The organism is Bacillus thuringiensis (assembly GCF_001595725.1).
Lineage (GTDB): Bacteria > Bacillota > Bacilli > Bacillales > Bacillaceae_G > Bacillus_A > Bacillus_A thuringiensis_K.
In genome coordinates this window covers 4013774-4032066 of record NZ_CP014282.1, presented here as the reverse complement: position 1 = coordinate 4032066, position 18293 = coordinate 4013774, and the positions used below count along the sequence as shown (strand labels likewise).

Below are 18293 nucleotides of genomic sequence, written 5' to 3'. Positions count from 1 at the left end.
TATGAGATGGAAAATATAAAGTCAATAGGTGAAAAGCTGAAAAAGAGCGTTATAGGTAACGCTCTTTTTAGACAGTCTCTCGCTCAATTAAATGGAATGAAAGCTCTTTTGCACTGCTGACAATTTGCTCGCTTTGGATCTGCTTATGGAATAAAGAAAAAGCATGTGAGCCCATTGCGAGACCGGGATGTTCAATTGTGGAAATTTCTAATGCCTTTGAAATTTCATGATTATCAAATCCAAGGATAGCAAGGTCTTCAGGTACTCGAATGCCATGTTTTCGAGCCTCTGTTAATAAACCAGCTGCAACTTGATCGTTCGCTGTAAAAATAGCAGTTGGACGATTTTTCATGTTTACAATACGATGGAGTACTTGTGCACCATCCTGCATTGTATAGCATTGGTGGAAAATCCATTCAGGATGCAACGTTTTCCCTTCGTTACGAAGTGTATCGGCGAATGCTTTTTCGCGCTCCATGGAATTTACACTTGTTTTTCTTGCTAAACAAATTCCGATTTTTTCATGGCCTCTACTTAGTAAATAGGCAGTACCGAGACGGAAACCTTCATAATGATCTACGTAGATGGATGAAATGAGGGGATGCTTCATTTTTTCACATGAAATAATAGGGGCAAATTTTGCAAAAGGTTCGATTTGTTCCCAAGAGCTCGTTCGGGAGCAAATAATCATCCCATCAAATTGTTTCATTTTCATCATTTCAAGAACACGAATTTCTTCAATGCTATCGTAATTCGTTTGACATAAATTAATATGATACCCAGCTAATAACGCTTCGTTTCCGATTCCTTCAATAATCGTACTGAAGTAGGGGAGGTTAATGAAAGGAAGCATAACGCCAATTGTATATGTTTTCCCTTTTATTAAATGGACAGCATTTATATTTTTTGCGTAGTTTAATTCTTCAACAGCATCTAGAACACGCTTACGCTTTTCTTCTTTTACGTAAGGGTGATTATTCAGGACACGAGAAACAGTTGATATCGATACACCAGCAGTTTTAGCAATTTGTTTTATATTGGCCATATGTATCACCTCTTTCCCTTATTATAAAGGGAAAATAATAAGAAAGAAAAAATCTTGACCTGAAAAGCTTTTCACAAACTATGGTATTAATAAGACTTCTTTTTATTCGCGTAACCTTTTCACTTGGGCGTAAGAATAATAGGGGTCTTTTTTGTTTGCAAAAAGTGTTGTCAAAATGTGTGAGAATAACGTGGAAAGAGAAAGGCATTGAATATCGCCTGCTATATCGGAATGTAGAAGAGAACGATGAAAAGGTAATCAAGCAGAGTTTATTATACATTGTGAATAAGATGAAATGAAAAAACTAGCTGATTTATTCAGCTAGTTTTTTGTATGTTATTATTTCTTTTTAATTTTGCCTGTCCAAGATTTAAATCCACCTTGTAATTGGTAGAAATCTTTGTAGCCTTGTTTTTTTAAGTATTGCGCTGCACGACCTGTACGGAATCCGCTTTGGCAATATAAGTAAACAGGTTGATCTTGACGAAGTTCTTTATGGCGAAGGCGAATTTGTGATAACGGAATGTTACGTGCACCTAAAATATGCCCTGCGTTATATTCGTCTGCTTCACGAATATCGATAAGCTGTGCTTTACGGTAGCCAGCGCGAAATTCTTCTTCTGTAAGAGTTTTAATTAATTTTTTCTGATAGAAGTACATCCATACAGTGTAGCCGATAAATGCTACGATTACGGCTAATAAAATAATCCAAGTTGTTGACACGATTCTATCGCTCCCTTTTTTCTTATCCTACTTTCAATATTATAATGCCCATATGTATTTATGCAACAGATTCATTTGCATATAAGAAGAAATTTCGTATTCTTTCACAAATTTTGTCGAATTTGGTAGACTAGAGAATGTGAAAAATAATTGGTTATATGAGGTGCAGGATGGGAAAAGAAAAATGGTGTTATATTAACTCTGGTCAATGTTCACCGGCATTTAATATGGCGTTAGATGAATGTTTGTTAAATTGGCAAAGTGACAAGAAAATGCCACCAACAATTCGTTTTTATGAATGGGAAGTACCAACATTAACAGTTGGATATTTTCAACGTGTTGAAAAAGATATTAATATGGATGTAGTTAACGAAAAGAAATATGGATTCGTTCGTCGTCAAACAGGCGGCAGGGGGGTACTACATGACAAAGAGTTAACGTATAGTGTTATTGTGTCTGAAGATCATCCGAACATGCCGAAAACAGTTACAGAAGCGTATCGTGTTATTTCGCAAGGTTTATTAGATGGTTTTAAGGCATTAGGGTTAGAAGCCTATTATGCAGTTCCAAAAACAGAAGCAGATCGTGAAAATTTAAAAAATCCACGTTCAGGCGTATGTTTTGATGCACCATCTTGGTATGAAATTGTAGTGGAAGGACGAAAAATTGCTGGTAGTGCTCAAACACGTCAAAAAGGTGTTATTTTACAGCATGGATCGATTCCATTAGAAATTGATTTAGATGAACTATATGATCTATTTTTATTCCCAAATGAACGTGTGAAGGAACGTATGAAGAGTATGTTCTCTTCTAAAGCAGTAGCAATTAATGAATTAACAGACCGTACATTTACGATAGAACAGTTAATTAAAGCGTTTGAAGTTGGCTTTGAAGAAGGATTAGATATAGAACTTGTTCCATATGAATTAACAGAAGAACAGTTACATGAAGTTCAAACGTTAGCGAAAGAAAAGTATGAAAGTAATGAGTGGAACTATAAAAAATAAGAGATGGCAATTGCCATCTCTTATTTTTTATAGTAAATTAAGTACTTTTTCTACTTTGATTCCTTTATCTTGTAAAGAACGAAGGCGACTTACAACGTCCATAATTTCTTTGTCAAATGTAACGCTAATACCTTGGTTTTGTAGTTCTTCTTTTAAGCTTTCAATAGAATCATCTATGTCGATGCCAAGCTCGTAATCTTGACAAACTTCAATTGTCTTTTTCACGAGTTTAACATAATTTTCTTGTAGTTTTGAATTTGTTTCAGTCAAAGCAGGCTGCTTCGGTTTTGCAGGAGCAACCGGTGCTGTCTCTTGCTTTGTAACTGGAGTAGGGACTGCTTTTTTCACAGGCGCTGGAGTTGCTAGTTCTACAGCTGCTTCTACGCTTACTGGCTTCGGTTTCGGTACCGGAGTAGGCTTAGGTGCCATAGCAGGTGTTTCCACCCGCGTAACAGGCTTAGGAGCAGGTGTAATTGCTTTTGGAGCTTCTACAACTACTTCTTTTTTCGGTGCTGCTTCTACCCGTGTTTCTTCTTGCTCGGCAGCTTCTTTATTTTCTTTACTCCACATAACGCGTTCAATTTCTAGAGAAACATTATTTTTGTTCATCGCTGTTAATGTAACTTTACCAACTTCAGCGTTTCCAGTGAAATCAACAATTTTATAAATAACACTCTTGTTCCAATCCACGTTTCCGCTCAAAAATAATTCTTCGTTACATTTCGGCGTTAAGCCCTCGATTTTAATTTCTGCGTTTACACCGTTTTCACTATATACCATAATTAGCGAAGCATTTACATCTTCGTCTGCTAACATTAGTTCACGTACCATTTTGCCGGTGCGTACTTGCGTTTTCTTCTTAACTGACATCTAATTTCTCCTCTCAAAAATTCAGTAATAATAAAAAAATCGTATAACGAAAAATAATTGCTCACGAAGATTTATGATACCGATAATAAAAGCATCACGTCAACAATTAACTTTAATTATTTTGCATTTTTCTTATTTTCTTTATGAAATTTTTCAATTTGTAAAATTAGACAGAAGAAAAAACAGCCTTTTGAAGGGCTGTTAAAAATTTGATTTTTTATATAGTAATTTATATAAAATAAAAAATAAGATAGCAATTAAAGCATTTTGCCAAAAGTTTAGATGATAAATGAGATAAGGTTGCTTTTGGAAATAAATATTTAAGAATACAGCGGAACAAAATGGAGTAGCAAATGCGAATCCAAATAGAATTCTTCTTTTCCAATTCATTTTCTGATTAAATGAGTAACGCTTTAATAAATATAAAATAAATAGTATACCTAGTATAATTATTGAAACAGACAAAGTAGTTCCAAGGATGCTAAAAGGCGGACTTGATAATGTATTGTTTTTTTCAAAGAGAAACATAAAAAATGAAATAATTGCATTTATGCCAAACTGTATAGCAAGAAGTAAGCTAATAACAAAACCGATTAAAGAAGTTTTTTCTAATTTTGTTTGGGCTGGTAAAGCTGATATAAGTTCATCGCAATAAGATTGTAAATCACTACCGAAAATGTCATAAGCGCTTTTATTTTCTGTTTGTGCTTCGATGAGGTGATCTAATATTTCTAGTAACAGTTCCTCCATTTGTTGCTCAGGTACGTTTGATATTCGAAGATATACTAACATATCGCCATAAGCAGCTTCGTTTTCGGAAGTTAGAAACTCACGTTTTTTATTATTCAATTCAATCATGTCTTGTGCATTCATCCCTATCACTCCCCCTGTAATAAGTTATTTACCGTAGTAGAAACCATTCCCCAACTTTGTTTAAATTCTTTAAGTTGTTCTAACCCTTTATCGGTTACGTGATAATATTTTCGCTTTGGACCGAGTGAGGAAGCTTTTAATGTTCCTTCGATCAATTTTTCTTTTTGCATACGTAATAATAAAGGGTAGATGCTTCCTTCGCTTACGAATGTAAAGCCATGTTTATTTAATTTTGTGCTCAGTTCATATCCGTACACTTCTTCTTGTGAAATGATGTATAGGATGCAACCTTCTAGTACACCTTTTAACATTTGGCTGTGCATGATTTCACCACCTTTTACTCAGGTAACTTGCGTTGCAAGGTAGCTGTTATCCAAATTATAACATCCAGTAACTTGCAATGCGAGTTACTGAAGTGGAAAACTTTAATGTGTTTTAATTTTTCCGCGTTCCTCATACTAACAAGAGGAGGGAAGCGTATGAAACCATTTATGCCAAAACTCGTTTACTTTGAACCGAAGGCACTTGAATATCCACTTGGAAAAGAGCTTTATGAGAAGTTTACGAAGATGGGATTAGAAATTCGTGAAACGACATCACATAATCAAATTAGAAATTTGCCAGGAGAAAATGATTTGCAAAAGTATCGTAATGCAAAGGCTACACTTGTTGTTGGAGTAAGGAAGACGCTAAAGTTTGATACGTCAAAACCGTCAGCTGAATATGCAATTCCGCTCGCAACAGGGTGTATGGGACATTGTCATTATTGCTATTTGCAAACGACACTTGGGAGTAAGCCTTACGTTCGTGTGTATGTCAATCTTGATGAAATATTTGAGAAGGCAAAGCAATATATGGATGAAAGGGCACCTGAAATAACAAGATTTGAAGCAGCGTGTACATCAGACATTGTTGGGATTGACCATTTAACACATGCATTAAAGCGGGCGATTGAATTCATTGGAGAAAGTGAACATGGGCGCTTACGTTTCGTAACGAAATATTCGCACGTTGATCATTTATTAGATGCAAAACATAATGGGAAAACTCGTTTCAGGTTTAGTATAAATTCACGATATGTAATTAAAAATTTTGAACCAGGGACATCGCCGTTTGAGGAGCGAATAGAGGCAGCGCGTAAAGTAGCAGGTGCAGGTTATCCACTTGGTTTTATAGTCGCGCCACTTTATATGCATGAAGGATGGGAAGAAGGATATCGTGAACTATTTGAGCGACTGTACAATGCGCTGAAAGATATGACGATACCAAATTTAACGTTTGAATTAATTCAGCATCGTTTTACGAAACCAGCGAAAAAGGTTATTCAAGAGCGTTATCCAAATACGAAGCTTGAAATGGATGAAGAGAAGCGAAAGTATAAATGGGGCCGATATGGCATCGGAAAATATGTATATAAAAAGGATGATGCAACAGTATTGGAAGAAACGATAAGAGGTTATATAAATGAGTTTTTCCCTAATGCCGAAATACAATATTTTACTTAAGGGGAGTCTGTATGCAAATACAGATTCTTTTTTGTTTTATATATTTAGGCTCGTTTCCACCTTGTCACGTTATTCTTTCTGGTGTATCATTTTATTGATTGCTTCGTACGGAATAAGCAAAATGAACTTGGATGGAGGAAACCGATGCCTACCCCTAGTATGGAAGATTATATTGAACAAATTTATTTGTTGATTGATGAAAAGGGTTATGCCCGCGTATCTGATATTGCTGAAGCGCTTAGTGTACATCCATCCTCTGTAACAAAAATGGTGCAAAAATTAGACAAAGATGAATATCTAATTTATGAAAAATATAGAGGGCTTGTATTAACAACAAAAGGTAAAAAAATCGGAGAACGTCTCGTATATCGTCATGATTTGCTAGAGCAATTTATGCGTATTATCGGTGTGGATGAAGGTAAAATTTACAATGATGTAGAAGGAATTGAACATCATTTAAGTTGGGAAGCGATTGATCGCATTGGTGATTTAGTGCAATACTTTGAACAAGATGCAGTCCGAGTGGAAACACTTCGCGGTGTTCAAAGAGCAAATGAAGAGAAAAGTAATTAAGGGGAACGTATGGCGTTTCCTTTTTTATTTCAATTCGAAAAGGATGGGAGAATTATGAAAGCAATTATTTTTGATTTTGATGGATTAATTGTGGACACAGAAACGATATGGTTTCACTCTTTCAGAGATGCTGTTCGTGAATACGGCGGGGAACTACCTTTAGAGGAATTTGCAAAATGCATTGGAACAACAGATGAGGTACTTTATGCATATTTAAATGATCAATTAAAAGAGAATTTTAACAAAAGTGCATTAAAAGAAAAAGTGGCAACTTTACATAAAGAGAAAATGAAAATACCAAAAGCTCGTGACGGGGTAAAAGAATATTTAGAAGAAGCGAAAGAAATGGGATTAAAAATCGCACTAGCTTCTAGTTCGTCTAGAGAATGGGTTATTCATTTTTTAGAAGAACTACAAATTCGAGAATATTTTGAAGTAATTAAAACGAGAGAAGATGTTGAGAAGGTAAAACCAGATCCAGCTCTTTATCGAGTTGCAATAGAAGAATTAGGAATTAAGCCGTCTGAAGCTGTTGTATTTGAAGATTCATTAAATGGATTGAGAGCAGCAGTTGCAGCGGGATTAACGTGCATTGTGGTACCCAATGATGTGACGCGGAATTTACCATTTGAAAATCATCATCTTCGAATTGAAAGTATGAAAGAGAAAAGTTTAAAAGAAGTGCTTCAAAGTATAAAAAAAGACCGTACTTCCTAAAAGGAAGCACGGTCTTTCTTTTTGCTTTTTTTGCCTTCAATGACAGTTAAATGAGACTGTTTTCTTTTTCGTTTCAAAGTGGAAGAATTCCCTTTTTTAATTTTGTCATTAGAAGTATTTGACTTAAAGAAAGAATTGCCTAGGGGTGCTACATTTTGTTTCCCATGTTTGCGGTTCGATTGTTTTGCCGCACGCTTATATGAGCTTTGCGAATTTGCAGAACCACTGGAATTTGTAAACATCTTGTATAGCAAGTAAAAGATACCGACAACAAGTAACATGTACCCGATATTTCTTAATACACCCATGGGATTTGTAATAACAGATGAAACAAGGCCGAATATTGCCAATCCGATAATAAGCACAAATATAGCGAAAGTAAACGAACGACCGTTCATAAGGGACACCTCCTAAAAACGTATATTAAAATTAGTATATTAACGATGAGGAAAGGAGTTGAACACCATTTTTAAATAATTATTGTTTGTTCTCTAAACGTAATAATTCTTCAAACGATGCAATTGCTACTTCCACTTGGTCATCTGTTGGTTCTTTCGTTGTTAATAGTTGTAGCCATAACCCAGGATATCCAAGTACGCGTAATACGGGAATATCTCTTAATCGATTTGTAAATTGCAATACTTCAAAAGAAATACCAAGTACAACTGGAATTAATAAAATTCGGTTTATAACTCGTGCCCAAAGAGGGTCTGTAGGGACTAGGAAATAAACGAACATTCCAATAATGACTGTAAATATAATAAAGCTACTGCCGCATCTATAATGGAGACGAGTTTGCTTTTGAACGTTTTCTACAGTCAGAGGAAGGTTATTCTCGTAAGCATTGATTACCTTATGCTCTGCACCGTGATACTGAAATACCCGCTTAATAAGTGGGGTTAAAGAAATAAAGTATATATAGCTCAATAATAGCATGAGCTTAATGACACTTTCGACAATGATTTGCCCAGTATGAGATGGGAAAATCGGTCTCGTTAATTCAGCTAATAGTGCAGGAACTGCTGTGAAAATGACTTTACCGAATATAAAAGATAAAACGCCAACAGCTGCAACTCCTAATACCATCGTTAATTTTGATTGTTCTTCTTTTTTATTTGCAATTTGTTCATCATCTTCTGGGTGGACGTCAAATCGTTCTGAAGCGAAGTTTAAATGCTTTGCTCCATTCGCACTTGCATCCACAATAGCGGCAATCCCTCGTAAAAATGGAATTTTTTTTAGGGTAGATAGTACTTTATTACGAACGCGTGGTAATCGATAAAATTCAATCGATTTATCTTTACGACGAACCGCTGTAACAGTATATTCTCTACCGCCAAACATAACTCCTTCTATGACCGCTTGCCCGCCATATATTTGTTTTGACTCTTCTGCCATGTTAACACCAACCTGTATTTGTTTCTCTCTTATGTAGAAAAAGAGGCAATTGTCATACTGGGTTCTGTCGTTTTGAAATAAGACAATCACCGAGTTTCCTTTATTTTATCGGCAAATACAAGTAGATGACAAGTGAAAATGTTATGAGAGTCGGACATTTCTTATTCTTTTTATAGACAAATTTCGCAGTATTTAAACATGCTTCAAAATAGTTTCGGGCATACTATTGAGCGGAGGTGTTGATGTGAGTCAAGAACAATTAGGAACAAGGAATTTTGTGCAGATTGGTTTGTTTGGTGGAATCTTTTGGGGCGGAATATGGTATTTCCTTCATATATTTTCATTCACGGAGGCGGGACCAAATTATTTCCTTTTACCATTTGCGTTTGGGAGTTGGAAAGAGGGTGTATGGGGCAATGTGTCCGGAATAGTGTGTATGGGACTTCTTTCAATTTTGATTGCCTTTTTGTATAAAGCATTTTTTGCGAAGTTTGAAGGGATTATAGCGGGAATTATTTATGGGCTATTTTGGTGGGCACTACTGTTTTTGGGGATGGGTTTAATGGCTCCTGCTATTAAAAGTGCACTCCATTTACCGAAAGAAACAATTGTGACGACCATATGCATTTTTATATTGTATGGTGTGTTTATAGCCTACTCTGTTTCTTACGCAGTAAATACCAATAAGGCCGAGCGAGAAGGGGAAGAGAAGACAAACTATTCAAATAAGTAACTCCTATGTTAAAATGTTGTATAGACATTTAATAATAAGGAGTTTTAAGCATATGAAAAAGGTACTCCTCGTAAACGGTCCTAACCTAAATCGCCTTGGTGTTCGTGAGGTAAATGTATATGGAAAGGGCACGCTAGCGACACTTGAAGCAGATATGAAGCAAGAAGCAGAAACAATGGGAGTGGAGTTAGAATGTTTCCAATCGAATCATGAAGGTGCGATTATCGATCGTATTCATGAGGCGGAAGATATATATGAAGGGATCATTTTAAATCCTGGAGCATTTACACATTATAGCTATGCGATTCGAGATGCAATTGCGAGCATTTCGATTCCTGTTATTGAAGTACATATTTCTAACATTCACCAGCGTGAGTCGTTCCGTCATGAATCTGTGACGGCAGCTGTTTGTGCGGGACAAATTGTTGGATTTGGTTTTTATGGCTATAAGTTAGCGTTATTTGCATTAATGGAGAAATTGAGGGAGGCATAAAGTAATGGAGAAAATCGAAAGATTACGAAGTGCATTTGATGAGGCTGGTATTGACGGTATTTTGTTAACAAATGAACATAGTCGTAGATATATGGCTAACTTCACAGGAACAGCTGGTGTTGTTCTTATTTCAAAAGATCGTGCTCAATTTATTACAGATTTCCGTTATGTCGAGCAGGCAAGTAAACAAGCGGTTGGATATGAGATTGTGCAGCACGCAGGATTGATCATTGATAAAGTGGCAAAGCAAGTGAAAGAGCTTGGAATTCAAAAGCTTGGTTTTGAGCAAGATACTCTTACATATAGTTCTTATTCAGTGCATAAGGAAGCGATTGATGCTGAATTTATCCCGACTTCTGGCCTTGTAGAAAAGTTACGCTTGATAAAGACTGATTCAGAGATTAAGATATTAAAGGAAGCTGCACAGATTGCAGATGCTGCCTTTGAGCATATTCTATCATTCATTCGCCCGGGAGTATCTGAAATTGAAGTGTCAAATGAACTTGAATTTTTCATGAGAAAACAAGGAGCAACATCTTCTTCGTTTGATATTATCGTTGCTTCAGGTCTTCGTTCGGCATTACCGCACGGCGTGGCATCTGAAAAAGTGATAGAAACAGGAGATTTCGTTACATTAGACTTCGGCGCTTATTATAAAGGATATTGTTCTGATATTACTCGTACGATTGCAGTTGGTGAACCATCTGATAAATTGAAAGAAATTTATAATATCGTTTTAGAAGCACAACTACGTGGTGTGAACGGTATTAAAGCTGGTTTAACAGGCCGTGAAGCGGATGCGTTAACGCGCGATTACATAACGGAAAAAGGATACGGTGAATACTTCGGACACTCTACTGGCCATGGAATCGGTCTTGAAATCCATGAAGCACCAGGTTTAGCGTTCCGTTCTGATACAGTTCTTGAACCAGGTATGGCTGTAACAGTAGAACCAGGTATTTATATTCCAGGTATTGGCGGCGTACGTATTGAAGATGATATCATTGTAACAAGTGAAGGTAATGAAGTAATTACGAAATCACCAAAAGAACTTATTATTTTGTAACATACAGGAGGATTTTTTTACATGATTTCAGTAAACGATTTTCGTACAGGTTTAACAATTGCAGTGGATAATGGCCTTTGGCAAGTACTTGATTTCCAACACGTAAAGCCAGGTAAAGGTGCTGCATTCGTTCGTTCTAAACTACGTAACCTTCGCACAGGTTCTGTTCAAGAGAAAACATTCCGTGCAGGTGAGAAAGTAGAAAAAGCACACATCGAAAACCGTCGTATGCAATACTTATACGCAAGCGGTGAGGCTCACGTATTTATGGATAACGGAACTTATGAGCAAATCGAACTTGGTGAAAACCAAATCGAGCGCGAGCTTAAATTCCTAAAAGAAAACATGGAAGTAGCAATCATGACTTACCAAGGCGAAGTACTTGGTGTTGAACTTCCAAACACAGTTGAATTACAAGTTACAGAAACAGAGCCTGGTATTAAAGGTGATACTGCTTCTAACGTAACAAAACCAGCTACATTAGAAACTGGTCTTGTTGTACAAGTACCAATCTTCATTAACGAAGGCGAAATGCTTATCATCAACACTGGTGAAGGTAAATACGTTTCTCGTGCATAGTAGAAAAGCACTCGTGATAATTCACGAGTGCTTTTTTATAGGAAATAGGGTAGATAGTAAATAGCTGTTATTATAAAACTGACTAAAACAAGTGAAAGAGTACCCATAATAGATGGAGTCAAAACAATTTGAAATGGTTTTATTTCGCCAGTCTCAACGCCAGTTAATGTTTTACTTATTGCGTGATCTGTAATGTTATTTCTATGGTTACTCATAATAATTAACCACATAATTGCAAATATTGCTAAACTACCAAGGAAAAAGGTCTCTATAAATGACCAACCGACCAATAATGAAAAAAGATAAATAAGAGCTAATTCTACTACAACGGTTAAACTAACTTTCAATGCCTTCATATTTTTCCTCCTCATTCTGTAATTTCAACCAGTTTAAAAAATTTTCACGTGACACGACATGCAGAGAGCAAGGTGACTTTACTTCTTTCTCTAGTGCAGCGTGTTCGTCTGGAAACTTGTTTTCCACATGCAATGAAATATAAGGTAGTTTTTCTTGTGCTTTTAATGAGCGGATATTATTCGTTTTAGCACCAGCAAATACGTAGGAAAGTTGTAAGTCTAAAAAGGCTATTTTAAAGATTTCTTTTTTAGCAGCCTCGTTATAGCCTTTTCCCCAGTACGGATAGCCAAGCCAACTACCAATGTGAGATTGCTTCTTCTCATTATTAATATGTTTAAGTGTGGTGAGGCCAATTATTTCATCCTCTTCATTCACAATCGTTCTCGATAAGGATTTCTTTTGACGATCTTCTTCTATTGCAAAAAGAAGAAATGCTTTCGTATCTTCGATGTTTTCTACCGTTATCCCCAATGCATTTTTTATATGTAGATCATTTGATAGCTCGAAAATCACATTTGTATAGCATAAATCTAGTGGTAATAAAGTGACGTGCTGCATGGTTTATACCCCTTTTAAACTAAATGTACCATAATATACCATAAAATAATTTGAATATTCAGATTGTAATTCAGACTTTAGAGAAAAATTATGTTTTTACTTCTGAAATAGACAACCTCTGCATATGGTTGTACAAATATATTCTTTTTTAGAATACGAAGTTAGTAACTGTTACGGGAGAAGGTGGAAGAATGAAACAGTGGCTAGCGGCAATGGAAACATCTGTGCTTGTTATGGGAGCACTTCGATTATTTTCAGGTAGTGCGGAGATATTTGCTGCTTTGCTTATGCTTTATGTGAATGATGCGAAGAAAGCGTTGTTTATAAATGGTATGTTGGCGTTTGTTGGACCTACCGTATTAATTTTAACAATGACAATTGGGATAGCGAGTGTAGCAAGTGAAATTTCTTTCTTGAAGCTCTTTTTTCTAGCGCTTGGAATTTGCTGTATTTTTATCGCATTACTGAAATAGTAAGTCGAGTATAGTGGGGAGAAGCCGATGAAAGAGGTATTAGAAGTTTTACCAAAAACGATGAAGTACTTAATTGAAGAATGTAAGCAGCACGATGCTTTAGAGGAAATTCGTGTTCGAATTGGAAGGCCGCTAGAGTGTATTGCACACGGAAAGGTGTTTTTTTATGACTATATTACTACTGCAGAGGATGCTATTTACTTATTGAATAAGTTAAGTCAATTCTCAATTTATACGATGGAAGAGGAATTAAAACGTGGGTATGTGACGCTTCGCGGGGGGCATAGAATCGGGTTAGCAGGAAAAGTCATTACAGAAAAAAGCGCAGTGAAAATGATTCGTGATGTCTCTTCCTTTAATATTCGTATTGCTCGTCAAAAAATAGGGATTGCTGAACCGCTTTTGCCATATTTGTATGAAAAAAGGTGGTTAAACACGATGGTAATTGGCCCTCCCCAAACAGGAAAAACGACACTTTTAAGAGATGTAGCACGTTGCATGAGTCAAGGGGTAAGTGCTTCGGAAATTCCTTCCTGTAAAGTGGGGATTGTTGATGAACGGTCAGAAATTGCTGGCTGTGTGAAAGGGATCCCGCAATACGATTTTGGTACCCGAGTCGATGTGTTAGACGCATGTCCAAAGGCAGAAGGAATGATGATGATGATTCGTTCTATGAGTCCTGATATTTTGATCGTAGATGAAATTGGCCGTAAAGAAGATAGTGAAGCAATTATGGAGGCAGTGCATGCAGGTGTTCAGCTTTTTATAAGTGCACACGGATTTTCCTATGAGGATGTTGTGAGACGTCCATCGCTCAAGGCAGTGCTAGAGCTTGGTATATTTGATAGGTTTGTGGAGTTGTCAAAAGCGAGGGGTCCAGGAACGGTTATGCAGGTGAAAGATAAATATGGAAAACCAGTGTTATCAAATAGAAAGGCTGAGGGCGTATGGTGAAAATATTTGGTGCAGTGTTAATCGTTGCGGTCAGCACCTTTTTCGGGTTTTCGTACGCTAAAAGATACAGTGAGAGGCCTAGGCAACTTAGGTTATTAAAATCAGCACTTCAATCATTAGAGGCAGAAATTATGTATGGACACACACCTTTATCTGAGGCTGCCGAGCGATTAGTTAAACAAATGCCAAAGCCATTAAATTGGATATTTCAAAGTTTCGCTAAAAAACTAGAAAGTGGAGAACAAACAGTAAGGGAAGCTTGGATAGATAGTTTGAAAGAGAATTGGAAGTTGACGGCTTTTCAACAAACCGAGTATGAAATACTGCAGCAATTTGGTGAAACTCTCGGGCAACATGATCGTGAATCACAACAAAAACATATTCGCTTATGTATTACACATTTGGAGAGAGAAGAAGAGGAAGCAAAAGCTTTACAACTGCAATACGAAAAAATGATCAAGAGCTTAGGGGTACTAGCAGGGCTACTAATTGTAATTTTACTGCTATAGGGGGGAGAAAGGCGATGTCCATTGATGTTGGATTAATATTTCAAATCGCCGGAATCGGCATTGTTTTAGCTTTCATTCATACTGTACTAAAAGAATTGAAGCGTGAGGATATTGCAAATTGGGTTATCCTTGTCGGTTTTGTCGTCATTTTATTTCATGTTGCATTTTTAATTAATACGCTATTCGACAAGATTAAAAGTGTCTTTCTCTTCCAGTAAAGGAGGCGGTTCGAATCGAAATTATACAAATTGTCGGATTAGGCCTCGTTGCTACGTTTTTAGCTGCTGTTTTGAACCAGCATAAATCTAGTATTACATCTTTATTTATTGTGTTCGTAGGCAGTGTGATGTTTCTTATTTTAATCGATCAAATTCATTCTATTTTACAAATGATTGAGAGAGTAGCGAGTGAAGCGAAAGTTAGTAATGTCTACGTGGAAACGTTACTAAAGATTATTGGAATTGCTTATATTGCTGAGTTTGGAGCTCAAATCACAAAAGATGCTGGTCAAGGTGCCATCGCTTCGAAAATTGAACTTGCTGGGAAAATCTTAATTCTCGTTATGGCAATTCCTATTTTGACGGTTGTAATTGAAACTATTCTCGGATTTTTACCGACGGGATAAGGGGGAGTGAATGTTGAGGAGGTTTGGAGCTAAGCTGCTATTTGCTTGCTTCCTTTTCTTTTCTTTACCGGTTGTTGTACAAGCTTCTCCTGTAGAAACAAACGTCGTTGATCAACAATTGGATAAGCTCGGAATTGAAGATGTGAAGCAATTTTGGGACGGGCTTGTTACAAAATATGGAGGCTATTTGCCAGAGAGTCAAAAAGGGAGTTTTATGGAGTTTGTAAAGGGAGAAAAAGAATTCTCTCTAAAAGAGTGGATGATAGGGTTATTAAAATATTTATTTCATGAGCTTGCAGCTAATGGAAAACTGCTTGGCACACTCATTATGCTCACAATCTTTAGTGCATTGTTGCAATCACTACAATCTGCTTTTTCAAAAAGTAGTGTAAGTAAAATTGCTGATGCTGTTGTATATATGGTACTTATTATTTTTGCTTTGAATAGTTTTTATGTCGTTATGACATATGCAAGAGAAACGATACAAACAATGGTAGATTTCATATTAGCGCTATTGCCAATTTTATTGGCGCTTATAGCGACTGGTGGCGGGGTTGTATCTGTATCTTTCTTTCATCCGATTATCATTTTCTTAATGAATACAAGCGGGCTTCTTATGAATTATATCGTTCTACCGCTTTTATTACTGGCAACGATATTAAGTATTGTAAGTACAATGAGTGATCAATATAAAGTTACGAAATTGTCCAAGCTTCTGCAAAACGTTAGCGTTGGGATTATCGGTATCTTCTTAACGATTTTTTTAGGAGTATTATCTGTACAAGGAACAGCGACAGCCGTTGCTGATGGAATAGCTGTGAAAACTGCTAAATTTGTAACAGGAAACTTCATTCCAGTAGTTGGAAGGATGTTTACCGAAGCGGCAGATACTGTTATTAGCGCATCAGGATTATTGAAAAACACAGTCGGAATTATTGGGCTCGTCATTTTATGCTTAATTGTTGCTTTTCCTGCGATTCAAATTTTCTGTATTGCATTTATTTATAAATTTGCAGCAGCAGTATTGCAACCGGTTGGCGGCGGAGCAATTATTCAATGTTTAGACATTATTGGACGAAGCATCATTTACGTATTTGCTTGCTTAGCTATCGTATCATTTATGTTCTTTTTAAGTATTACAATTATTATTGCTGCGGGGAATATTACACTTATGATGCGATAGGAGGTGAAGAGTATGCAATTTGTTACAGAGTGGATCAGAAATATTATCGTTTTTTTGCTCTTAGCAACAATGCTTCATCTTATTCTTCCAAATTCGAATTTGCAAAAATACGTTAAATTCGTTGTAAGTCTTTTGTTAGTCGTATTAATTTTAACGCCTCTTTTTAAACTATTGCAGACAGATATAAATGAAGTAATTGCAAATTTTAATGAAGAAAAGTACGTAGCAGAAGGATCTGTAAAAAATTCAATAGATTCGAAGAAAAAAGAAATACAAGCTCTAACACGTGCATATAGTTTAGAAGAGATGGCTACCAAAATGAAAAAAGAAGTAGGAAAAGAGTTTGAGAAAAAGTATGGTATGACTGTCTCCGAAATACAAATAGTCGCAGCAGAAAATACAGAAGAAGTAAAGTCAGCGAAAGATATTCAATCTGTTGTTGTGACGTTGAAAGAAAAAGAACGTAGTAAAAATGATGCAATTGAAACAGTAAAGCCAATTGAAATTAACACGAAAGAGCCTCCAAAAAAAGTGGAAGAAACGAATGGAGAAATGAAAGATTTCTTTTCAAGCAGGTGGCAACTAGAGAGTAAACAAATCCAAGTTCAAATGGAAGGGAGGACAGGTAGAGTAAATGGACAATAAAGATAAAAATTCGAAGTTCTCATTTTTTCGAAACTTATTGAATGGGGATCAAAAAGAAAGCAACGAGAAGGGTAAAAAGGTAACACCTAAGTTTTTACTTGTCCTACTCATACTTGGAATTTTGCTTATGTTTTCTAGTAGTCTCTTTTCAAGTAAAAAAGAAGAAGTACCTGTATTTAAAGAACAAAAAACTCAAAACCAAGAAAAAGACGTACCAACTTTCGTACAAAAAAGTAATGATAGTATGTCAAATGTAGAAAAATATGAAAAAGCGTATGAACAAGAATTAAAAACTGCTTTAGAAGAAATAGCAGGAGTAAAAGACGTAACGATTAAAGTGAATTTAGATTCATCTGAAGAAAAAATTTTAGAAAAAAATACAGTGAAACGCTCACAAACAACAGGTGAAACAGATAAAACAGGCGGTAAGAGAGAAGTAGAGGACGAGTCTCTTGATGAAAAGACTGTCATTATACGTGAAGGGGATAAAGAAACTCCTGTTGTTTTACGAACAGAGAAGCCGAAAGTACGTGGTGTTCTTGTCGTAGCAAAGGGAGTGGATAATATACAAGTTAAAGCAATGGTAAAAGAAGCTGTGATAAGGCTGCTAGATGTACCGGCCCATCGCGTTTCAGTTTCACCGAAAAATTGATAGGGAGGAAATAAAGTGTTAAAAAAACAAACAGTTTGGCTATTAACGATGTTAAGTTTAGTTGTTGTACTATCTGTGTATTACGTGACAACTCCTGACAAAATGAATACAGCATCGCCAGCAACAGGTGAAAAGATTGGACAAGAAAAACAAGGTACTGATAAAGCGGTAACAAACGAAGCGCCTAAAGAAACTCCGAAAAAAGAAAATACAAGCAAGGAAACAACAAATAAAGAAACAGACAAAAAAGAAAATGCAAAAAAAGAAACAAGTAAAAAAGAGGGTAATGTATCAGTTCAATCAAGTGATGAGAATTTCACAGCTTTACGTATGCAAATGGAAGATCAGCGTAGTGAAGAGAAAGCAAAATTACAAGAAGTGATGAATTCTTCGAAATCTTCAGCGACAGAAAAGAGTAAAGCGAAAGATAACTTTGATGCAATCACTACAATGGAAACGAAGCAAGAATTACTTGAGACAGTAATTAAATCTCAAGGAGGATATCCAGATGCTCTTGTAAGAGCTGATGGTACTGATATTAGAGTAACGGTTAAAGCGGCAAAACATTCACAGAAAGAAGCAAATAAAATTATTCAACTTGTAAGAAGTGAAGGTGGATCAAAAGATGTAGGTGTGAAATTTGATCCACCAGCGAAATAAGTGAAACTTTAATCCGTAGGGATTTCCCTGCGGATTATTATCTTTTACTAAGCAAAAGGTATGCAAATAGTAAAATAGAGTATGTAAGTAAGCGT

26 protein-coding genes and 1 pseudogene are annotated in these 18293 nt (G+C 36.1%); 18 read left to right on the top strand and 9 right to left on the bottom strand.

Annotated elements, in window-relative coordinates; genetic code table 11:
- Positions 1–67: 67 nt before the first annotated feature.
- Complete coding sequence (locus AXW78_RS20075) at positions 68–1045, bottom strand: LacI family DNA-binding transcriptional regulator (RefSeq protein WP_061884571.1); 978 nt, start codon at positions 1043–1045, stop codon at positions 68–70.
- 185 nt (positions 1046–1230) lie between these two features.
- Here AXW78_RS20075 and AXW78_RS32695 point away from each other — a divergent pair.
- Positions 1231–1344, top strand: a pseudogene (locus tag AXW78_RS32695) (DNA polymerase III subunit delta); the annotation flags it as partial.
- Between the two features lie 40 nt (positions 1345–1384).
- Here AXW78_RS32695 and AXW78_RS20070 read toward each other — a convergent pair.
- Complete coding sequence (locus AXW78_RS20070) at positions 1385–1768, bottom strand: rhodanese-like domain-containing protein (RefSeq protein WP_000108653.1); 384 nt, start codon at positions 1766–1768, stop codon at positions 1385–1387.
- A gap of 170 nt (positions 1769–1938) precedes the next feature.
- Here AXW78_RS20070 and AXW78_RS20065 point away from each other — a divergent pair, with 170 nt between their 5' ends.
- Positions 1939–2775, top strand: a complete 837-nt coding sequence (locus AXW78_RS20065; protein ID WP_000514065.1) for a lipoate--protein ligase family protein — start codon at positions 1939–1941, stop codon at positions 2773–2775.
- A 27-nt stretch (positions 2776–2802) separates the two neighbouring features.
- Here AXW78_RS20065 and AXW78_RS20060 read toward each other — a convergent pair whose 3' ends face one another.
- The 3 genes from AXW78_RS20060 to AXW78_RS20050 all read right to left on the bottom strand — a co-directional run bounded on the left by AXW78_RS20060 (position 2803) and on the right by AXW78_RS20050 (position 4841).
- On the bottom strand, positions 2803–3645 hold the full coding sequence (locus AXW78_RS20060) for a hypothetical protein (protein WP_061884570.1): 843 nt from the start codon (positions 3643–3645) through the stop codon (positions 2803–2805).
- 201 nt (positions 3646–3846) lie between these two features.
- Positions 3847–4518, bottom strand: a complete 672-nt coding sequence (locus AXW78_RS20055; RefSeq protein WP_061884569.1) for a DUF1129 family protein — start codon at positions 4516–4518, stop codon at positions 3847–3849.
- A 5-nt stretch (positions 4519–4523) separates the two neighbouring features.
- A complete protein-coding gene (locus AXW78_RS20050) occupies positions 4524–4841 on the bottom strand; it encodes a PadR family transcriptional regulator (RefSeq protein WP_061884568.1) in 318 nt (105 codons plus the stop codon).
- Positions 4842–4997: 156 nt separating this feature from the next.
- Here AXW78_RS20050 and splB point away from each other — a divergent pair, with 156 nt between their 5' ends.
- The 3 genes from splB (at position 4998) to AXW78_RS20035 (ending at position 7313) form a co-directional block, all read left to right on the top strand.
- Positions 4998–6023, top strand: coding sequence for a spore photoproduct lyase (splB, locus tag AXW78_RS20045; RefSeq protein WP_000802101.1), 1026 nt, complete (start codon positions 4998–5000; stop codon positions 6021–6023).
- A gap of 144 nt (positions 6024–6167) precedes the next feature.
- Positions 6168–6596 carry a transcriptional regulator MntR gene (mntR, locus tag AXW78_RS20040; protein WP_001143082.1) on the top strand — a complete coding sequence of 143 codons (429 nt, stop codon included), beginning with the start codon at positions 6168–6170 and terminating at the stop codon, positions 6594–6596.
- A 54-nt stretch (positions 6597–6650) separates the two neighbouring features.
- Positions 6651–7313, top strand: a complete 663-nt coding sequence (locus tag AXW78_RS20035) for an HAD family hydrolase (protein WP_033673105.1) — start codon at positions 6651–6653, stop codon at positions 7311–7313.
- Here AXW78_RS20035 and AXW78_RS20030 read toward each other — a convergent pair.
- Entirely contained in the window at positions 7310–7711 is a 402-nt protein-coding gene (locus AXW78_RS20030) for an SA1362 family protein (protein WP_001014460.1), read from the bottom strand. The two genes, AXW78_RS20035 and AXW78_RS20030, sit on opposite strands and share 4 nt — an antisense overlap.
- Before the next feature lie 79 nt (positions 7712–7790).
- On the bottom strand, positions 7791–8711 hold the full coding sequence (locus tag AXW78_RS20025; RefSeq protein WP_000807121.1) for a DUF1385 domain-containing protein: 921 nt from the start codon (positions 8709–8711) through the stop codon (positions 7791–7793).
- Positions 8712–8955: 244 nt separating this feature from the next.
- On the opposite strand from AXW78_RS20025, the gene AXW78_RS20020 reads away from it, so the two are divergent.
- From AXW78_RS20020 to efp, 4 genes are read left to right on the top strand one after another with little or no spacing between them, the layout of a single operon-like run.
- A complete protein-coding gene (locus tag AXW78_RS20020; RefSeq protein ID WP_000076884.1) occupies positions 8956–9444 on the top strand; it encodes a YqhR family membrane protein in 489 nt (162 codons plus the stop codon).
- Between the two features lie 52 nt (positions 9445–9496).
- Complete coding sequence (aroQ, locus tag AXW78_RS20015; protein ID WP_000757087.1) at positions 9497–9937, top strand: type II 3-dehydroquinate dehydratase; 441 nt, start codon at positions 9497–9499, stop codon at positions 9935–9937.
- A gap of 4 nt (positions 9938–9941) precedes the next feature.
- On the top strand, positions 9942–11003 hold the full coding sequence (gene pepQ / locus AXW78_RS20010) for a Xaa-Pro dipeptidase (protein ID WP_061884567.1): 1062 nt from the start codon (positions 9942–9944) through the stop codon (positions 11001–11003).
- Positions 11004–11024: 21 nt separating this feature from the next.
- The gene (gene efp / locus AXW78_RS20005; RefSeq protein ID WP_000626510.1) at positions 11025–11582 is read left to right on the top strand and encodes an elongation factor P; all 558 of its coding nucleotides are present in this window, start codon (positions 11025–11027) and stop codon (positions 11580–11582) included.
- 35 nt (positions 11583–11617) lie between these two features.
- Here the strand turns inward: efp and AXW78_RS20000 are convergent, their stop codons facing one another.
- Positions 11618–11938: a hypothetical protein gene (locus tag AXW78_RS20000; protein ID WP_000645695.1), complete on the bottom strand. Its 321-nt coding sequence runs from the start codon at positions 11936–11938 to the stop codon at positions 11618–11620.
- Entirely contained in the window at positions 11919–12497 is a 579-nt protein-coding gene (locus AXW78_RS19995) for a GNAT family N-acetyltransferase (protein ID WP_061884566.1), read from the bottom strand. Before AXW78_RS19995 ends, AXW78_RS20000 begins: the two co-directional genes overlap by 20 nt.
- 191 nt (positions 12498–12688) lie before the next feature.
- Between AXW78_RS19995 and AXW78_RS19990 the strand changes: the two genes are divergently transcribed.
- From AXW78_RS19990 to AXW78_RS19950, 9 genes are read left to right on the top strand one after another with little or no spacing between them, the layout of a single operon-like run.
- Entirely contained in the window at positions 12689–12970 is a 282-nt protein-coding gene (locus AXW78_RS19990; RefSeq protein ID WP_000816050.1) for a YqhV family protein, read from the top strand.
- Positions 12971–12997: 27 nt separating this feature from the next.
- A complete protein-coding gene (gene spoIIIAA, locus AXW78_RS19985) occupies positions 12998–13924 on the top strand; it encodes a stage III sporulation protein AA (protein ID WP_061884565.1) in 927 nt (308 codons plus the stop codon).
- Positions 13918–14433 (top strand): stage III sporulation protein SpoIIIAB, encoded by a 516-nt coding sequence (gene spoIIIAB / locus AXW78_RS19980; RefSeq protein ID WP_000238702.1) that lies wholly within the window; start codon positions 13918–13920, stop codon positions 14431–14433. The genes spoIIIAA and spoIIIAB overlap by 7 nt, the downstream gene beginning before the upstream one ends.
- Before the next feature lie 14 nt (positions 14434–14447).
- Positions 14448–14651: a stage III sporulation protein AC gene (gene spoIIIAC / locus AXW78_RS19975; protein WP_000020914.1), complete on the top strand. Its 204-nt coding sequence runs from the start codon at positions 14448–14450 to the stop codon at positions 14649–14651.
- A 23-nt stretch (positions 14652–14674) separates the two neighbouring features.
- Positions 14675–15058, top strand: coding sequence for a stage III sporulation protein AD (gene spoIIIAD / locus AXW78_RS19970; RefSeq protein WP_077393170.1), 384 nt, complete (start codon positions 14675–14677; stop codon positions 15056–15058).
- Positions 15059–15068: 10 nt separating this feature from the next.
- The gene (spoIIIAE, locus tag AXW78_RS19965) at positions 15069–16241 is read left to right on the top strand and encodes a stage III sporulation protein AE (protein ID WP_000946110.1); all 1173 of its coding nucleotides are present in this window, start codon (positions 15069–15071) and stop codon (positions 16239–16241) included.
- Positions 16242–16253: 12 nt separating this feature from the next.
- Entirely contained in the window at positions 16254–16886 is a 633-nt protein-coding gene (spoIIIAF, locus tag AXW78_RS19960; RefSeq protein ID WP_001161027.1) for a stage III sporulation protein AF, read from the top strand.
- Positions 16876–17538, top strand: coding sequence for a stage III sporulation protein AG (gene spoIIIAG / locus AXW78_RS19955; protein ID WP_061884564.1), 663 nt, complete (start codon positions 16876–16878; stop codon positions 17536–17538). The genes spoIIIAF and spoIIIAG overlap by 11 nt, the downstream gene beginning before the upstream one ends.
- A gap of 15 nt (positions 17539–17553) precedes the next feature.
- The gene (locus AXW78_RS19950) at positions 17554–18198 is read left to right on the top strand and encodes a SpoIIIAH-like family protein (protein WP_000914709.1); all 645 of its coding nucleotides are present in this window, start codon (positions 17554–17556) and stop codon (positions 18196–18198) included.
- Positions 18199–18293: the final 95 nt, after the last annotated feature.

Coding starts and splice junctions, on each gene's coding strand:
- spoIIIAF (WP_001161027.1), top strand. CDS start 16,254: ATGCAATTTGTTACAGAGTGGATCAGAAATATTATCGTTTTTTTGCTC.
- efp (WP_000626510.1), top strand. CDS start 11,025: ATGATTTCAGTAAACGATTTTCGTACAGGTTTAACAATTGCAGTGGAT.
- AXW78_RS20060 (WP_061884570.1), bottom strand. CDS start 3,645: ATGTCAGTTAAGAAGAAAACGCAAGTACGCACCGGCAAAATGGTACGT.
- aroQ (WP_000757087.1), top strand. CDS start 9,497: ATGAAAAAGGTACTCCTCGTAAACGGTCCTAACCTAAATCGCCTTGGT.
- AXW78_RS20075 (WP_061884571.1), bottom strand. CDS start 1,045: ATGGCCAATATAAAACAAATTGCTAAAACTGCTGGTGTATCGATATCA.
- AXW78_RS20030 (WP_001014460.1), bottom strand. CDS start 7,711: ATGAACGGTCGTTCGTTTACTTTCGCTATATTTGTGCTTATTATCGGA.
- AXW78_RS19995 (WP_061884566.1), bottom strand. CDS start 12,497: ATGCAGCACGTCACTTTATTACCACTAGATTTATGCTATACAAATGTG.
- AXW78_RS20035 (WP_033673105.1), top strand. CDS start 6,651: ATGAAAGCAATTATTTTTGATTTTGATGGATTAATTGTGGACACAGAA.
- AXW78_RS19990 (WP_000816050.1), top strand. CDS start 12,689: ATGAAACAGTGGCTAGCGGCAATGGAAACATCTGTGCTTGTTATGGGA.
- spoIIIAC (WP_000020914.1), top strand. CDS start 14,448: ATGTCCATTGATGTTGGATTAATATTTCAAATCGCCGGAATCGGCATT.
- spoIIIAE (WP_000946110.1), top strand. CDS start 15,069: ATGTTGAGGAGGTTTGGAGCTAAGCTGCTATTTGCTTGCTTCCTTTTC.
- spoIIIAB (WP_000238702.1), top strand. CDS start 13,918: ATGGTGAAAATATTTGGTGCAGTGTTAATCGTTGCGGTCAGCACCTTT.
- spoIIIAG (WP_061884564.1), top strand. CDS start 16,876: ATGGACAATAAAGATAAAAATTCGAAGTTCTCATTTTTTCGAAACTTA.
- AXW78_RS20025 (WP_000807121.1), bottom strand. CDS start 8,711: ATGGCAGAAGAGTCAAAACAAATATATGGCGGGCAAGCGGTCATAGAA.
- AXW78_RS20050 (WP_061884568.1), bottom strand. CDS start 4,841: ATGCACAGCCAAATGTTAAAAGGTGTACTAGAAGGTTGCATCCTATAC.
- splB (WP_000802101.1), top strand. CDS start 4,998: ATGAAACCATTTATGCCAAAACTCGTTTACTTTGAACCGAAGGCACTT.
- AXW78_RS20055 (WP_061884569.1), bottom strand. CDS start 4,518: ATGAATGCACAAGACATGATTGAATTGAATAATAAAAAACGTGAGTTT.
- spoIIIAA (WP_061884565.1), top strand. CDS start 12,998: ATGAAAGAGGTATTAGAAGTTTTACCAAAAACGATGAAGTACTTAATT.
- AXW78_RS20000 (WP_000645695.1), bottom strand. CDS start 11,938: ATGAAGGCATTGAAAGTTAGTTTAACCGTTGTAGTAGAATTAGCTCTT.
- AXW78_RS20065 (WP_000514065.1), top strand. CDS start 1,939: ATGGGAAAAGAAAAATGGTGTTATATTAACTCTGGTCAATGTTCACCG.
- pepQ (WP_061884567.1), top strand. CDS start 9,942: ATGGAGAAAATCGAAAGATTACGAAGTGCATTTGATGAGGCTGGTATT.
- mntR (WP_001143082.1), top strand. CDS start 6,168: ATGCCTACCCCTAGTATGGAAGATTATATTGAACAAATTTATTTGTTG.